This window comes from Demequina mangrovi (assembly GCF_000759715.1).
GTDB classification, from domain to species: domain Bacteria; phylum Actinomycetota; class Actinomycetes; order Actinomycetales; family Demequinaceae; genus Demequina; species Demequina mangrovi.
The window spans coordinates 94,142-109,591 of sequence record NZ_BBLU01000002.1 but is presented as its reverse complement, the minus strand read 5'-3'; the positions used below and the strand labels follow the sequence as shown (position 1 = coordinate 109,591).

General features: G+C 72.0%; 14 protein-coding genes and 1 other RNA gene. 9 read left to right on the top strand and 6 right to left on the bottom strand.

Features of this window, described 5'->3' with window-relative positions; genetic code table 11:
• Positions 1 to 40: 40 nt before the first annotated feature.
• Positions 41 to 892, bottom strand: a complete 852-nt coding sequence (locus TR42_RS02325; protein WP_042212685.1) for a formate/nitrite transporter family protein — start codon at positions 890 to 892, stop codon at positions 41 to 43.
• 117 nt (positions 893 to 1,009) lie between these two features.
• On the opposite strand from TR42_RS02325, the gene TR42_RS02320 reads away from it, so the two are divergent.
• On the top strand, positions 1,010 to 1,792 hold the full coding sequence (locus TR42_RS02320; RefSeq protein ID WP_042212962.1) for an SDR family NAD(P)-dependent oxidoreductase: 783 nt from the start codon (positions 1,010 to 1,012) through the stop codon (positions 1,790 to 1,792).
• Between the two features lie 6 nt (positions 1,793 to 1,798).
• Here the strand turns inward: TR42_RS02320 and TR42_RS02315 are convergent, their stop codons facing one another.
• Both TR42_RS02315 and TR42_RS02310 read right to left on the bottom strand, forming a co-directional pair.
• Positions 1,799 to 2,974, bottom strand: coding sequence for an aminotransferase class I/II-fold pyridoxal phosphate-dependent enzyme (locus tag TR42_RS02315; protein WP_081953121.1), 1,176 nt, complete (start codon positions 2,972 to 2,974; stop codon positions 1,799 to 1,801).
• Positions 2,975 to 2,999: 25 nt separating this feature from the next.
• Positions 3,000 to 3,773 carry a YaaA family protein gene (locus TR42_RS02310; RefSeq protein ID WP_042212681.1) on the bottom strand — a complete coding sequence of 258 codons (774 nt, stop codon included), beginning with the start codon at positions 3,771 to 3,773 and terminating at the stop codon, positions 3,000 to 3,002.
• Between the two features lie 73 nt (positions 3,774 to 3,846).
• Here TR42_RS02310 and rnpB point away from each other — a divergent pair.
• An RNA gene (rnpB, locus tag TR42_RS14075) (RNase P RNA component class A) lies at positions 3,847 to 4,223 on the top strand.
• A gap of 324 nt (positions 4,224 to 4,547) precedes the next feature.
• Here rnpB and TR42_RS02305 read toward each other — a convergent pair.
• Positions 4,548 to 4,904, bottom strand: coding sequence for a hypothetical protein (locus tag TR42_RS02305; RefSeq protein WP_042212680.1), 357 nt, complete (start codon positions 4,902 to 4,904; stop codon positions 4,548 to 4,550).
• A gap of 396 nt (positions 4,905 to 5,300) precedes the next feature.
• The gene (locus TR42_RS02300) at positions 5,301 to 5,879 is read right to left on the bottom strand and encodes a TetR family transcriptional regulator (RefSeq protein ID WP_042212677.1); all 579 of its coding nucleotides are present in this window, start codon (positions 5,877 to 5,879) and stop codon (positions 5,301 to 5,303) included.
• 120 nt (positions 5,880 to 5,999) lie between these two features.
• On the opposite strand from TR42_RS02300, the gene TR42_RS02295 reads away from it, so the two are divergent.
• Positions 6,000 to 7,676, top strand: coding sequence for a CocE/NonD family hydrolase (locus tag TR42_RS02295; protein WP_042212675.1), 1,677 nt, complete (start codon positions 6,000 to 6,002; stop codon positions 7,674 to 7,676).
• Positions 7,673 to 8,128, top strand: a complete 456-nt coding sequence (locus TR42_RS02290) for a DUF3237 domain-containing protein (RefSeq protein ID WP_042212673.1) — start codon at positions 7,673 to 7,675, stop codon at positions 8,126 to 8,128. Before TR42_RS02295 ends, TR42_RS02290 begins: the two co-directional genes overlap by 4 nt.
• Positions 8,129 to 8,145: 17 nt before the next feature.
• Here the strand turns inward: TR42_RS02290 and TR42_RS02285 are convergent, their stop codons facing one another.
• Positions 8,146 to 8,718, bottom strand: a complete 573-nt coding sequence (locus TR42_RS02285) for a TetR/AcrR family transcriptional regulator (RefSeq protein ID WP_042212671.1) — start codon at positions 8,716 to 8,718, stop codon at positions 8,146 to 8,148.
• Between the two features lie 132 nt (positions 8,719 to 8,850).
• Here TR42_RS02285 and TR42_RS02280 point away from each other — a divergent pair, with 132 nt between their 5' ends.
• Genes TR42_RS02280 through TR42_RS02260 form a run of 5 tightly spaced genes read left to right on the top strand, consistent with a single transcriptional unit; the run spans position 8,851 to position 15,445 of the window.
• Entirely contained in the window at positions 8,851 to 10,521 is a 1,671-nt protein-coding gene (locus tag TR42_RS02280) for an ABC transporter substrate-binding protein (RefSeq protein ID WP_042212669.1), read from the top strand.
• 31 nt (positions 10,522 to 10,552) lie between these two features.
• On the top strand, positions 10,553 to 11,512 hold the full coding sequence (locus tag TR42_RS02275) for an ABC transporter permease (protein WP_042212667.1): 960 nt from the start codon (positions 10,553 to 10,555) through the stop codon (positions 11,510 to 11,512).
• Positions 11,509 to 12,372, top strand: coding sequence for an ABC transporter permease (locus TR42_RS02270; RefSeq protein ID WP_042212665.1), 864 nt, complete (start codon positions 11,509 to 11,511; stop codon positions 12,370 to 12,372). Before TR42_RS02275 ends, TR42_RS02270 begins: the two co-directional genes overlap by 4 nt.
• A complete protein-coding gene (gene nikE, locus TR42_RS02265; RefSeq protein ID WP_042212661.1) occupies positions 12,369 to 14,018 on the top strand; it encodes a nickel ABC transporter ATP-binding protein NikE in 1,650 nt (549 codons plus the stop codon). The genes TR42_RS02270 and nikE overlap by 4 nt, the downstream gene beginning before the upstream one ends.
• Complete coding sequence (locus tag TR42_RS02260) at positions 14,015 to 15,445, top strand: amidase (RefSeq protein ID WP_042212659.1); 1,431 nt, start codon at positions 14,015 to 14,017, stop codon at positions 15,443 to 15,445. The genes nikE and TR42_RS02260 overlap by 4 nt, the downstream gene beginning before the upstream one ends.
• The last annotated feature ends 5 nt before the right edge of the window (positions 15,446 to 15,450 follow it).

Below are 15,450 nucleotides of genomic sequence, written 5' to 3'. Positions count from 1 at the left end.
CTCGCGTCGGCGAGCGACGCGAGACGCGAGGTCCGCGGGCTTACGCGTCGCGGGTGAGCTGCTTGCGGAGGTAGCGGCGGTCGTCGTTGGCGTACGCGTAGTACCAGCCGATCAGCAGGCCGCCGCCGACGAAGTTGCCGACCAGCGCGATCGCGAGGTTGCCGAGCGCCGGACCCCAGTCGAGGCCTCCCTGGAGCGCCGCGACGGTGAAGGCGACGGTGTTCGCGACGGAGTGCTCGAAGCCCACGAAGGCGAACACGAAGACGCTCATGATCATGACGATCGCCTTGGTGAGGTCCTCCTTGATCTGGCCGTTGTAGACCAGGATCATCGCGAGGTTGATCATGAAGTTGCACAGGATCGCGCGCACGAACAGGTCGCCCCACCCGGCCGCGCCCTCGGACAGGTACGCGAGTTTGTGCTCGATCGTGGCGTCGAACTGCGCGCCGGCTGCGCCGTCGAGGATGCTGGAGAAATGGACCAGCAGCGCGATCGCGAGGCCGCCGATGAAGTTGCCGAGGTAGCACATCGCGAGCATCCGCAGTCCGCGCAGCGCGTTGACGCGACGGTGGTACCAGCCGACCGTCACCACCATCATGTTCGAGGTCAGCAGCTCGGACTTCGAGTAGTAGATGAACACGAGCGCGAAGCCGAAGATCATCGCGCCGAGGATCTTGCCCACGCTGGTGAGCGTGCCGTCCCCGACGCCCGCGAAGGCGGCGACCACCGCGAAGTTGGTGAGGTACATCAGGCCGATGATCACGCCGGCCATCGCGGCGCGCATGAGGTAGACGCGCGCCAGGCCGCCGCTCATGGTGGTCTTGGTCTCGAGGGCGTCCAGCACCGTCGAGATGAACTGCTTGCCTGGGAACAGCTGGCTCGTGTCGCTCATGGGACAAGGCTCCCACGGTCGGGTCCCGGGTTCGCGGCGTGCGCCGCATCGTCCCCGGGGGAAGCCGCGGACGGCTCCCGGACGTTCTCCTGAAGAGCCCGCTGACGAGGAGAGATGATGAGCGCCGCGACCAAGCCGCCGTCCAGCTACGAGGACCCCGTGGTCGCCCGCCACTCGCTCGACGGCAGGCGGGTGCTGGTGGTCGGCGGGTCGTCGGGATTCGGGCGGCAGGTCGCGCTCGACTGCGCGCTCGCGGGCGCGGACGTCATCGTGGTGGGCCTCGACTCCGCCAAGTCCCACGCGACGGCGCAGGAGGCCGGCGCGCTGAGCCGCACCAAGGCGAGCGCGCTCGCGATCGACGTCTCGGATCAGCGCGGCCGCGACACCCTGGTCGAGGCGATCGGGGAGGTCGACCACGTGGTGTCGACGCTCGGCGGGCGCCTCGGCGACGGCGACTCCCCGGATGAGGACGCCATCCGGGAGGTGGTGCGTCGCAAGGTCGAGCAGAACCGGCTGCTCGTCGACGCGGTGGCGCCCCAGGTGCGCGACGGGGGGTCGTTCGTGCTGACCGCGGGCGCCACCAGGCGCCCGGGAGAGGCCGACGGCCACGGCGTGGTCGAGGGCAACGACGAGATCCAGGCGCTCGTGCGCCAGAAGGCCGTGCTGCTCGCGCCGCGGCTGCGCGTCAACGCGGTCGCGCCCACGTGGACGCAGACGCCGCTGTGGCGCCACCGCTCGGATGCGGACGTGGTCCGTATGAGGGAGGAGATGGAGGCGCAGATCCCGCTGGGCCGCACCGCGGACATCCGCGAGGTGGCCCGCGCCTACCTCTTCCTCATGACGAGCGACTTCATCACGGGCCAGACCATCGCGGTGGACGGCGGCTACTCGCTCACCTGAGCGCGCTCAGCCGAGCGTGGCGACCAGCCGTCCCAGGCGGTCGAGGCCCTCGGCGATCGCATCGCGCGACGCCGCGTAGGACAGCCGCACGTGCGTCTCGCCGTGGGCGGCCCCGAAGTCGCGTCCCGGGGTGATCGCGACGTGTGCCTCGCGCAGCGCGCGCCCGGCGAGCTCCCACGCGCCGAGCCCGGTCGAGGAGACGTCGGCGAAGGCGTAGAACGCCCCGTCGGGCACGCAGGCGACCGGGAGGCCGATGCGCGCGAGGCCGGCGAGCATGAGCGCGCGGCGTTCGAGCAGCTCGAGGCGTCGCTGCTCGGCCTCGGCGAGCGACTCCGGCGTGAAGCAGGCGAGCGCGGCGTGCTGCACCGGCGCCGAGGGGCACAGGAACAGGTTGGTCGCGAGCCGCTCGACCGGATCGACCAGCTCCTCGGGCAGCACGGCCCAGCCGAGGCGCCAGCCCGTCATGCCGAAGGACTTGGAGAAGGAGTTGATCACGATCGCGTCCGGGTCGTGAGCGAGGACCGTGCGCGGCCGGGTGCCGTCCGGGGCCGCATCGGCGAGGTCGAGGTAGATCTCGTCGACGATGCGCCACGCGCCGCGGTCGCGCGCCAGGTCGCAGATGGCCGCGAGCTCGGGCGCCGGCACCGAGGTGCCGGTCGGGTTCGACGGCGACGCGATCATGACCGCGCGGGTCTCGGGCGTCCAGGCCTCGCGCACGAGGTCCGCGGTGAGCTGGAAGCGGGTCTCGGGCGAGGTCGGGACGGTGACCGCGCGGCCGCCGAAGGTGGTGACGATCTGCCGGTTGCACGGATACGAGGGATCCGCCATGAGCACGTCGGTGCCGGGATCGACGGTGGCGGCGATCGCGAGGTCCAGCGCCGCCGAGCCGCCCATGGTGACCGCGATGCGCGCGGGGTCGATGTCGACGCCGTGGCGCTCGCGGTAGAACCACGCGATGCGCTCCCGCAGCGCCGACGTGCCGAGCGCCGAGGTGTACGCGAGCGGACGCCCGTCCATCGCCTCGACCATCGCGCGGCGCACCGCCGTCGGGGCGCCGAAGTCGGGCTCGCCGAGGTTGAGGCGGATCACGTCGCGGCCCTCGCGTTCGAGCGCCGCGGCGAGGTCGCCGAAGGCCATCGCGTGGAACGGCTCGACGTCGTGGGCGCGCTGCGCGGGCTGCATCGGGGCTCCTCTCACGAGGACGACGCTATCCCGCGATGACGAGCGTGAGGTCGTCCGGGCCCTTCGCCTTGGGGGTGAGCCGCACGTCGACGAGCGCGTCGCCGATCATCCCGGCGGCCGCATCGGCGAGGTCGGCCGCGGTCTCGGGGCGCGCATCGGCCCTCACCAGGTGCGCCGCGAGCAGCCCGCGCGTGTGCTTGGCCATGTGGCTCACCACGGCGCGCTTGCCGTTGAGCTCGCGCTGGACGGTGACCGCGACCCAGGGCGACTCGCTGGGCCGGTAGGCCGCGACGTAGGCGGCGCTGCGGCAGTCGATCACCAGGCCGCCGTCGGCGAGCGCGTCGAGCTCGGCGGGCAGGTGCCGCTTCCAGTAGGTCGCGAGCTTGCCGAGGTCGCCGAGCCCGGTGCCCATGCTGAGGCGGTAGGCGGGGATGACGTCGGCGGGGGAGACGGCGCCCCACAGCGCGGAGACGATGCGCACGCTGCCGGCCGCCTTGTCGAGCGTCGCGGCGTCCCAGGCGGCCATGCCGGCGGCGTCGTAGAGGACGCCCGTGTAGATCTGCGAGGCCGGGGCGCTCGCGTTCTCCCACACGGTGCGGTTGCGCTCGACCTCCTGGTGGAGGGAGGCGCCGACGCCGAGGACGTCCATCGCATCGTCCCGGCCGGAGGCGTGCGCGAGCGCGTCTCCCACGACGCGGCGCGCGTCCGCGAGGGCGGGGTGCGAGAGAGCGGCGAGGTCGACAGGGTCGCCGGACGGGGGAGCGGTCTTGCCCTCGGAGGGCGGGAGCAGGATCAGCACGGGGACAAGGGTAGGCGGAGCGGGAGGGGACGATGCGCCGGGCGGGCCGCGACCGGTACCCTAGGTGGGCGGATGAGCTGGCCAGGCGACCGCGTGGCTCCCTCGGGGGCCCCGAGGAACGTCCGGGCTCCGTAGAGCAGGGTGATGGCTAACGGCCACCCGGGGTGACCCGCGGGACAGTGCCACAGAGAGAAGACCGCCACGTTCCTTCGGGGGCGGGGTAAGGGTGAAAGGGTGAGGTAAGAGCTCACCGCGCGACTGGTGACAGGAGCGGCAAGGTAAACCCCACCCGGAGCAAGACCAGACAGCATGCGTTCGAGGGCTGCTCGCCCGAGCATGCGGGTAGGTTGCTTGAGCGCTGGAGCAATCCAGGGCCTAGATGGATGGTCGCCCCTCGTTCCCGGTGACGGGTGCGAGAGACAGAACCCGGCGTATCGGCCAGCTCATCCGCTTCTTTCTGGCTACCAGGGATGCCGGTAAGGAAGCATCGAAGTCACGCCTCGCGCACGCCGGACTCGTGTGCGAGGCACGGACCGTGTGGCCCGCAGCGTCGACCATCTTGCCGAGGTGGTTGCCGATGCTCGCACCCTGACACTTCTCGAGCGTCATGGTCTGCCGGTGCGCCGTCCCGCGCGCGCGAGAGGCATCCAGCATGCGTCAGGCGTGCTCGGTGCGACAAGGCACATGCCTCGCCGCGGGAACAACGCAAGGGCCGCAGTCGCGAGAACTCATGTACGCGACTGCGGCCCTTGCCGCTAAGGCCGAATGTGAGATCTACGCGAATAGGACCTCGCGCGCCTGCGCTGCGGTGGCGTTATCCGTCTTGAACTCGATCATTCCTGTCGAAGAAGCAAGCTGAAGGGTCGACCAGCTGGCCCCCGACTTGACGTCAACGCTCGAGATCGACGAGCGCGGGATGGTGACCTGCTTCTTCCCGAAAAGGATCCAAGGCCATGCGAACAGTGCGACACCGCCGGAGAGCACAACGACGGTCCAGGTGAGCCAGTTCGCCGAGATCACCTGATACTGCACGGCCTTGGCGGTCACCGTCACCGTAGGACGCACACCGAGGCCGATGGTCTTGAAGTGAACGGCGGTCGGTCCAGCGTGCTGGTCAGCAGGAGTGGTCATGTGGTCCCTCAACTCTCAAGATGTGCGGTGGCCCCTCGCCCCGCGGCGCGCCCACCCTAGAGGATCCGGCGCGCGAGATCAGCCGATTCTGGGGCGCGAGCGCGTTTTGTGATGCAGTTAACAGCCGCAGTGCCGTACCCCGCATTGCACTCGGCGCATCGGGCAACGGTCGGATTAGGGCATCGCTGTCGACGCCCCTGACCAGACACGACTTCGGCGCGCGATTGTCGACCCTAGTCCGCAACCCGTCCACAAGAGGTCCACGCGTAGCTACCAGCCGCCACCATTGCTCCGGCACGTCATGCCTGGTCTATTTGATGTGCGACCAAGGGTCGCGATCTGCTACTGGTGCGGGGAGCGAACCCGGCGTACAGGCCAACTCATCCGCTTCCGCCGTCAGGCGACGGCGAGCGCCGCGATCAGGCGCTCTGCCGAGCGTCGCGCGCGTGCCGCGCCCTCGCCGCTCGAGGCGATGTCGCTCAGGAAGACGTGGTGGAGGGCGATCCCCACGACGCCGTACGCGACCTCGTCGCAGGCGTCCGCAGCCGCATCCGGGTGCTCCGCCGCGAGGAGTTCCGCGAGCACGCCGTGCGTGCTCGCGTAGGCGCCGGTCAGGAGGGCGGCGAGCTCGGGGTCGGTGCGCGAGGCCTCGACGAAGCCCAGGACCACCGCGTTCTCCTGGCCCGGGTCGGTGAAGGGCGCGCCGAAGAGGTGATCGAGGGCGGCGGCGACGGTGGCGGTGCCGGCGGGCAGGATCGAGCCGCGCTCCGAGCCGTCGGTGTAGAAGTGCCGCGCGGCCTCGCGCAGCAGCGTCTCGCGGTTGCCGGCGAAGTGCCGCACGTGGCCGCGGGTCATCCCTGCGGCGACGGCGATGCGGTCGAGGCTCGCGCCGGTGATGCCCCGCTCTCCGATGGTGCGGATGGTGGCGTCGATGATCTGGCGGGTGCGCTCCTCGGCGACGGATGGGCGGGCCATGGTGTTCCTCCTCGCGAGCACGATAGCGCAACCGGCACGCATTCCTAGTCTAGTCGGACTTGACTAACCACAGAGATCGGCCCTAGCGTGACGCCTCATCGACGGACCGAGGAGGCGGATGTGGTGGAGATCCTGCGCGAAGGGCCCGCGCCGACGAGCCCGCTCGCCTTCGAGGAACGCGTGCGGATGAGGGACGGGGTGCGCCTCGCGACAGACGTCTACCTTCCGACAGGGCCCGAAGGGGAGAGCGAGCCGGGGGACACGGTCCTGATCCGGCTGCCGTACGACAAGAGCGGCGCGTACACGTTCATCCCGCTCATCGCGGAGTACCTCATGGCGCGCGGGTACCGCGTGGTCGCGCAGGACGTGCGCGGCAAGTTCCGCTCCGAGGGCGACGCGATGCTCTTCGTGAACGAGGCGCGCGACGGGTACGACACGATCGAGTGGATCACCCAACAGGCCTGGTCCAACGGCCGTGTCGCGATGTGGGGCGACAGCTACTACGGCTACACGCAGTGGGCCGCCGCGGCGACCCAGCATCCGGCCCTCAAGGCGATCGCGCCGCGGGTGACCGGCACCCGGCTCGGCGAGCCGGTGGTGGTGCGCCCGGGCGACCGGACGCGGCCCGTCGAGTGGGCCATCACGTACCTCTACCCCCTCACGTGGTTCCACTCCCAGGACGTGTTCCACTGGGACCTCGACCCCGAGCGGCGCCCCTTCAGCGCGCAGGCCGAGGAGGCGATGGCGCAGCTCGGTACGCGCTCCCTGTCCTACGACCAGTGGTACCCGCGCGCCGTGCACCTCCCGCGCTTCCCGAGCGCGAGCCCCTTCGACGCGCGCCCGGTCCCGACGCTCCACACCATCGGCTGGTGGGACAACTGCGCCCCGCTCGCGTGGGCCGACGTTGCCGAGATCCAGAGCCGGCCGGCGTGGGCGCTGCACCACTTCCTGCGCATCGAGTCGATGGACCACGAGTCGTACTACCTCGACGATCCCGACGTCGACCGGGTCGAGGAGCGCACCGAGGAGCAGCTGCGCGCGCAGCTGCCGCGCATGCTCGACCCCGCGCTGGAGTTCTTCGAGGTCTTCGTCCGCGATCGCGGCTCCCACGCCGACATCCCGCGGGTGAGCTGGAACCTCGCGGGAACGCCCGGGATGTGCGCGGCCGAGTCGTGGCCGCCCTCCGACGTCGAGAGCTGCGACCTCTTCGCAGCCGCCGACGGGGCCCTCGCCGCGCAGCGGCCCGACGATGCGCAGACCGTCGAGTGGGTGCACGATCCCGCCGCGCCTGTCCCGTCGAGCGCCGAGAACGCCTTCGCGTTCCTGCTCGAACGCCCCGACGAGTCCGCGCTCTCGACCCGTCCGGACGTGCTCGCCTTCGAGACGGCGCCGATGGCGGCGCACGTCGACCTGGTCGGGCCGGTGACGGCCGCGGCGAGGGTCGAGGCGGACGGCCCGGTCATGGACGTGTTCCTCCGGCTGCTCGACGTCGCGCCGGACGGGACGGCGCTGAGGATCGCCCGGGGCCAGGTGCAGGTGCTGCGGGCCGAGGAGGGAGCCGCGGTCGACGTCGACCTCGGGCAGGTCGGCTACCGCCTCCGCGAGGGCCACCGGCTTCGACTGCAGGTCGCCGGCAGCGACTCCCCGGAGTACCTGGTGCAGCCGGGGACGGGGGAGGAGCCGTGGGGTGCGGTGGAGCTCCGTGCGCATCGTCAGCGGCTCGTGGTCGGCGGTCGCGACGGGCTCCGGATCACGGTGAGCGTCGCCGCGGGAGCCGAGGGGGTGATCGCCCGATGAGGGAGCCTCGGCTCGAGTACGCCTTCGAGATCCGGGTCGACGTCGACCCGTACCTGAGGATCGGTCGGGGCGTGGACGAGGAGCTCACGTTCACCCCGGTGACGGGCGGCACGGTCGACGGCCCGCTGCTCACGGGCATCGTGCTCGGCGGCGGGGGAGACTGGGCGGTGGAGCGCGCGGGGACCGCGCAGCTCGAGGCGCGCTACCTGCTGAGGGCCGAGGACGGCGCCGTCATCGACGTCCTCAACCGCGGCTACTACCGTGCGAGCGCCGAGGTCGAGGACCGGATCGCCGCGGGCGAGGCCGTCGCGGAGGACGAGTACTACTTCCGCACCGCACCGGTGTTCCAGACCGATGCGCCGGCGCACCGCTGGCTCGCCGAGCATCAGTTCGTCGGCCTGGCCCGCGACGAGGACGGTCAGGTCCGCATCAGGGTCTTCGTGGTGCGATGACCGTCAGGCGCCCGGGGTCACGCGCGCGGCTGCGCGGCGATGGTGGAGTGGATCACCTCGCGCACGTGGGCGTCGGTCCAGCGCTCGGGGTCCTCGGTGCTCGCGATGTACGCGCCGCGGATGAGGAGGTAGGCGAGGTCCGCCACCGCCTCCGGGTCGGCGAAGCCGGACGCGGCGGCCGCGGTGCGGAGCTGGGCCTCGAAGGTCGTGGACTCGTGACGCAGGGCCTCGGCCATCACGGGCTCGATCGCCGCGTTCGCCACGATCTCGAGGATGAGCGTCCGCAGCACCGGGTCGTCCGTGGTCGACGAGAGCGCCCAGTCGGTGACCGCCCGCAGGTGCGCGGAGGGCTCGAGGTCCGCGAGCGTCGCGGCGAGCTCCTGCTGCCAGCGGTCGCGGCCCTGGTCGAGGGCGTTGAGGATCAGCGCCGCACGCGAGGGCAGGTAGTTGGTGACCAGCGTGGTGGAGCCGCCGAGCTCGCGTGCGACCGAGCGGATGGTCACCGCGTGGGTGCCCTCGCTGCGCGCGACGCGGATGGTCGCGGCGGCGATGTCCGCCAGGCGCTGGCGCGGGTCGACGTCTCGAGGCATGACGCACAGCCTAGCCATCGCCGAAACACTGGTGCAACATTGATGTACAACACTGTTGCATGTAAGACCTGATCCATCGTCCGCGGCTCCGGCCGGGACGCGCACGGCCCGAATCCCCAGGAAGGAACAGCAATGAGAATCTCAGGCATCAGCGCCGCGGTCGCGGCAGGCACGATGCTCGTCCTCGCGACGGGCTGCACGGCGCGTGACACGGTCGAGTCGCCGAGCGACGGAGCGAGCAGCGGGGCGAGCGCGGGCGCGGCGCCCGTCGACGCCTCTCCGCTCGTCGCCGCGCTCCCCGCGGCGACGACCGACGTGGACGAGGTCACCTGGGCGCTCGTCGAGGGCGAGCCTCGCTCGCTGCTCCCCGGCGCGGACTACAACTTCGTCGCGCCGAACCTGTGCGACAGCCTCCTGCAGGTCCAGCCGGACTTCTCGATCGAGCCCGGCATCGCCACCTCGGCGGAGTGGGTCGACCCGGTGACGTTCGTCATCGACCTGCGCGACGGCGTCACCTTCTGGGACGGCACGCCCGTCACCACGGACGATGTGATCTACAGCCTCGAGCGCCACCGCCAGGACGTGACGTCCGCGTACTACGGCGCCTTCGTCCTGGTCGCGGCCATCGAGGCCACCGGCGACCAGCAGGTGACGGTGAGCTTCACCGCGCCGGACTCGACCTTCCGCGACGCGCTCGCCGGCGGCGCCGGCGCGGTGCTGAGCAAGGCGTACGGCGGGGAGGCGGGCGACGCGCTCGGCACCTCCGGCGGCGGGCTGCTGTGCGCCGGGCCGTTCGAGCTCGATTCGTGGACGCCCGGCAAGGAGATCGTCACCGTCGCGAACGAGGGCTACTGGGGCGGCGCCCCGCACGTGAAGACCCTGACGTACCGCTTCGTCTCGGACGGCACCACCCTCACCAACGCGCTCGTCGAGGGCGAGATCGACGGCGCCTTCAACGTCCCGCCGGCCAGCCGGTCGGTCTTCGAGGGCTCCGACGCGGGCACGCTCGTGGTGGGCCCGTCCACCGCATCGTTCTCCTTCGGTCCCACCAGGTCGACGGGCGCCGGCGCCAACCCGCTCATCCGCCAGGCGCTCAGCATGGCGATCGACCGCGACCAGTACATCGCGACCGTGCTCAACGGGCTCGGCCAGCCGCAGCGCACCTTCGTCGCACCGTTCTCGTGGGCGAGCATGGAGGCAGCCGGCGTCTACCAGGCCGGCTACGACGCGCTCGCCGAGCCGACCGTGGACCTCGAGGCGGCCAAGGCGCTGGTCGCGGAGTCGGGTGAGGACACGTCGGTGCCGCTAGTCATCGCGATCCCCGCCGGCAGCAAGGAGCTGTCGCAGACGGCGGCGATCATCCAGAGCGCGGGACAGCAGATCGGCCTCACCATCGAGATCGACGAGCGCCAGCCCGCAGACTTCGCCGGGATCTTCCTCGCCGACCCGGGGCCGCGCGAGTCGATCGACTTCGTCGCCACCACCGGCTACACGGAGACGCCCGGCGTGCTGGCCTACCCGCAGCTGTTCCTGCTGCCCGCCGAGCTCGGCGGCATCTTCAACTGGAGCGGCTACGCGGATCCCGAGGTGATCGGCGCGTTGCAGGCGGCGCGGACCACGCCGGACCCGACGGAGGCCGCCGGCGCGTACGTCGCGGCGCAGGAGATCTTCGCCCCCGACCTGCTCCAGGTGACCCTCGCCGGGGCGTACCACACCACGTTCCTCAGCTCGGATCTCACCGGTGCGACCACGTCCGTCGCGGCGTATGCGAGCCCCTGGGCGCAGCACCTGGGCGGCGCGTGAGCGACGCGGCGCCGGTCCGGGGGAGGGTGGGATGAGCGCGTACGCGATCCGCCAGCTGGCGGCGAAGCTCGGCGGGCTCCTTCTCACCCTCCTCCTGGCCAGCATCGCGATCTTCTTCGCGGTCGCGCTCACGCCGGGCGACCCGGTCACGGCGCTCGCGGGCGGGGTGCGGCCCACCCCGGAGCTGATCGAGGCGATCCGAGCCGAGCACCACCTCGACGATCCGGTGTGGATGCAGTACCTGCGCTGGGTCGGCGGGGTGCTCCAGGGCGACCTGGGCACGTCCTTCGTCTACAAGACGCCGGTCGCGGAGCTCATCGCGCCGCGGATCGGGATCAGCCTCCTGCTCGTGGCCTACGCCGTGGTCCTCATCACGGTGTTCGGCATCGGCTCGGGGATCCTCGCGGCGGTGCGCGGCCCGCGCACCGACCGCGCGGTGCTCATCGGCACGTCGATCGGCGTGGCGATGCCCACGTTCGTCGTGGCGATCGTGCTGATCTGGGTCTTCGGGCGCGTGCTCGGGTGGTTCCCGGTGTACGGCACCGGCGAGGGCCTGCTCGACAACCTCTACCACCTCACGCTGCCCGCGATCTCGCTCGCGGTCCTCTACATCGCGTACATGAGCCGCATCACGCGCGGGGCGATCGTCGCCCAGCAGCACGCCGAGCACGTCGACACCGCGCGCGTGCGGGGGCTGTCGCCGTCGCGCATCTTCCGCCGGCATGTCCTGCTCAACGCGTCTCCCCAGATCCTCGCGGTCTCCGGTGCGACCATCGCGGGCCTCATCGCCGTCTCCGCGGTCGCCGAGCAGGCGTTCGGGGTCGGCGGGATCGGCTCGCTCCTCGTCGAGGCGGCCGCGCGCAAGGACCTGCCGGTGGTGCAGGTGCTCTCCCTGCTGCTCGTCACGGTGTTCGTGGTGCTCAACGCGGTGGTCGACGTCGCGATCGCGATCATCGACCCCGATTCCGTCAAGTCCCGGAGGTCCGCATGAGCATCGGTCAGCTCGCACGGGGACGCACGCCCGCACCCGCGCGGCGCGCGGCGGCGCACGATCCGCTCCTCGTCGCCGCAGCCCTGGTGCTCGTGGCGATCATCGTGATCGCGCTGCTCGGTCCGCTGCTCGCACCGTACGACCCCGACCAGCTGTACGCCGGCGCGGTGTCGGCCCCGCCGAGCCTCGCGCATCCGTTCGGCACCGACGACCTCGGTCGCGACGTGCTGTCCCGGGTGCTCGCGGGGGCGCGCCCGAGCGTCGCCGGGCCCGTGCTCGTCGTGGCCGTGTCGACGGTGCTCGGGGTGGCCGTCGCAGTCGCATCGGCATGGTTCGGCGGCGCGGTCGACGGCATCGCCAGCCGACTCGTCGACGTGATCTTCGCCATCCCGGGACTGGTGCTCGCCGTGCTCGCCGTCGCGATGTTCGGCAAGGGGCTGCTCGCGCCGGTGGTCGCTCTGTCGATCGCGTACATGCCGATCGTGGTGCGGCTGGTGCGTGCGGGTGCACGCGCCGAGCTCGGTCGGCCATACATCGCCGCGCTGCGGATCCAGGGTGTCGGATCGCTCGCGATCTGCTTCCGCCACCTTCTCCCCGCGCTTCTGCCCGCCATCCTCGCGCAGGCGACGGTCGGCTTCGGGTACGCGATGCTCGACATCGCCGCGATCTCCTTCCTCGGCCTGGGCGCGCAGCCGCCGGCCTCCGACTGGGGCGTCATGATCGCGGGCGGCCAGCCCGCTCTTCTCACGGGTGCGCCGGAGCAGTCGATGTTCCCTGCGGCGCTGATCGTGCTCACCGTGCTCGCCGTCAACATCGTCGGCGCCCGCACCACCACCTGGGCGGAGGCCAAGGACCGATGACCACCACCGTGCTCGAGATCGACGGCCTGTCCGTCGCGACGCCCGACGGCCGGACGCTGGTCCACGACTGCACGCTCGCGGTGAACGCCGGCGAGTCCCTGGGGCTCGTCGGGGAGTCCGGGTCGGGAAAGACCCTGTCGACCCGCGCGGTCGCGGGGCTGCTGCCCGCGGGCTTCACCACGGGCGGCACCGTCCGGCTCGACGGCCGCGACCTCGCGTCGTTGCCGGGCGCGGAGCTGCGCGAGCTCCGCGCGACCCGTATGGGGATGGCGTTCCAGACGCCCCGCGCGCACCTCAACCCGCTCCGGACCATCGGGGACTTCATGATCGAGGGGCTGGTCGCGGTGGCGGGGGAGGCGCCCGTGGCGGCGTACCGCCGCGCGGTGGACCTGCTCGCGGAGGTCGGCATCCGCGACCCCGATCGGCGCATGCGCCAGCGCCCGGGCGAGCTCTCGGGCGGACTGCTCCAACGCGTGATGATCGCGGCGACCCTCGCGATGGATCCGCCGCTGCTGCTCGCCGACGAGATCACCACGGCGCTCGACGTCACCACGCAGGAGGAGGTGATGGCGGTCATCGCGGACCTGCGGCGCCATCGCGACCTCGCGCTGCTGTTCATCACCCACGACCTCGCGCTCGCGGGCGCCGTCTGCGACCGTGTCGCCGTGATGCAGGACGGCCGCACCATCGAGACGCTCGCCGCGGCGACGATGCGCGAGGACGCCCGTGAGCCGTACACGCGCCGCCTGCTGTCCGCCTCGCTTCCCGACGAGGCGGCCGGCGTCCGGCAGGCGCGGCGGAGCGACACGGTGCTCGAGGTCGCGGGCCTGCGCAAGGCGTACCAGGTGCGGGCGGCCGGACGCGGGCGCGAGGAGCTTCTCGCGGTCGACGACGTCTCCTTCGCGCTCGCGGCCGGAGGCGCCCACGGGATCGTCGGCGAGTCCGGCTCGGGGAAGTCGACCACCGCACGCATCATCTGCGGCCTCGAGACCGCCGACGGCGGCACGGTGACCGTCAAGGAGGAGGACTGGACCGCGCCCGCGAGGTCCGCTCCCGCGCGGCGTGCCCGTGCCAGGGTGGTCCAGATGGTCTTCCAGGACCCGTACCAGTCCCTCGACCCGCGCCAGACGGTGCGCAGCTGCCTCGCGGAGGCCGTCGCGGTGCACCGGCGCATCGCCTCGCGCGACGAGATCGCCGCGCGTGTCGACGCGCTCCTCGACGCGGTCCGCCTCGCGCCCGCGCTGGCGGACTCCCGTCCCCGGGCGCTGTCCGGCGGGCAGCGGCAGCGCGTGGCCATCGCACGCGCGCTCGCGGCCGACCCGGAGATCCTGGTGCTCGACGAGGCGGTCTCCGCGCTCGACGTCACCACCCAGGTGGAGATCCTCACGCTGCTCGACGGCATCAGGCGCGAGACCGGCGTCGCGCTGCTGATGATCTCCCACGACCTCACCACCGTCCGCCGCCTGTGCGACCACGTCGCGGTCATGCAGGCGGGGCGCATCGTCGAGCAGGGCCCCATCGCTGACGTGCTCGATGATCCGCGCTCGGACTACACCCGCACTCTTCTCGACTCCATCCCCCGGCCCGGGTGGACGCCCCAGCGGCGGCTCCCGGCCCGCATCGTCACCTCAGGAGGCACCCGATGACCACCGCTCAGCCCTGGCAGCTGACCATGCGCGAGCTCGCGCAGGCGATCCGCGAGCGCAGGATCACCGCGCGCGAGGCCGTCGACGCGCACCTCGCGCGGATCGACGCCGTCAACCCCAGCGTCAACGCGCTCACGGTCGTGTTCCATGCGCGCGCACGGGCGCTCGCCGATGAGGTCGACGCGGCCCTGGAGGCGGGTCTCGAGACCGGGGCGCTCGCCGGCGTGCCCTTCACCGTCAAGGAGAACATCGACCTCACGTGGTCCGCCTCGACCAGCGGCTGGCCCTTCCTCGCGAACGCCGTGCCGGCCGAGGACGCGACGATGGTGGCGCGGCTGCTCGCGGCGGGCGCGATCCCCATCGGCCGTGGCAACATGCCCGACTTCGGGCTGCGCTGGGACACTGACAACGACCTCTTCGGGCGCACGCTCAACCCGTGGGACGCCTCGCGGGTGCCGGGAGGGTCCAGCGGAGGCGACGCCGTCGCGGTCGCGACGGGCATGACCCCGCTCGGTCTCGGCAACGACTACGGCGGCTCGCTGCGGCTGCCCGCCCACGCCGCCGGCGTCTGCGCGCTGCGGCCCTCGGCCGGAAGGATCCCGGCGCCCACCGCGGAGAGCGCCGAGCCGGTGTCGCTCACACTCCAGCACTTCGCCGTCAACGGCCCCATCGCGCGCACGGTCGAGGATCTCGACACCGCGTTCGCGCTCATGCACGGCGCCGACGGGCGCGATCCGCTGGTGAGCACGCACCCGCATCCCGCCTCCTACGAGGGCCCCCGGAAGGTCGCCGTGGTGCGCGACCCCCTCGGCTGGGGCGTCGACACGCAGGTGAGGGAAGCGGTCGACCGAGCCGCCGAGGCGCTCGCGGCGCAAGGGTGGGAGATCGACGAGGTCGAGCCTCCGCTGCTCGAGGAGGCGGCCGTGCTGTGGAGGCGGCTGTCCGTCGTCGAGATGGTCGGCGCATTCCAGCCGGGCGGCCTTCCGGCGCCGCTGAGCGCCGGCTCCACCACGTACTTCCTCGACAATGCGTCCGAGACGGAGCCCTTCGCCGGTGCAGACGACTACGCCCTGGCCTGGGCGAGGCGGGTCGCGATCGCGGCGGCGTGGGAGGAGTTCCAGGTCGCGTACCCGATCGTGCTCGGACCCGTGACGTGCCGACGCATGCCCGAGGTGGGATTCGATCTCGCGGGTCCCGCGGCGACCACCGAGCTCTGGCGCGCGCACCGGCTGCTCGTCGCGGTCAACTTCCTTGGGCTCCCGTCCGTCGCGGTCCCCGCGGGGCTCGACGAGGACGGGCTGCCGACGGGCGTCCAGCTGATCGGCCCGAGGAACGGCGATCACGTCGCGCTCGCGGCGGGCCGTGATGTCGAGGCCGTGCTCGGCCGGACCGGCGTTCCGCCCGTCGCGGCGGCGCCGGCGGTCTGACGATG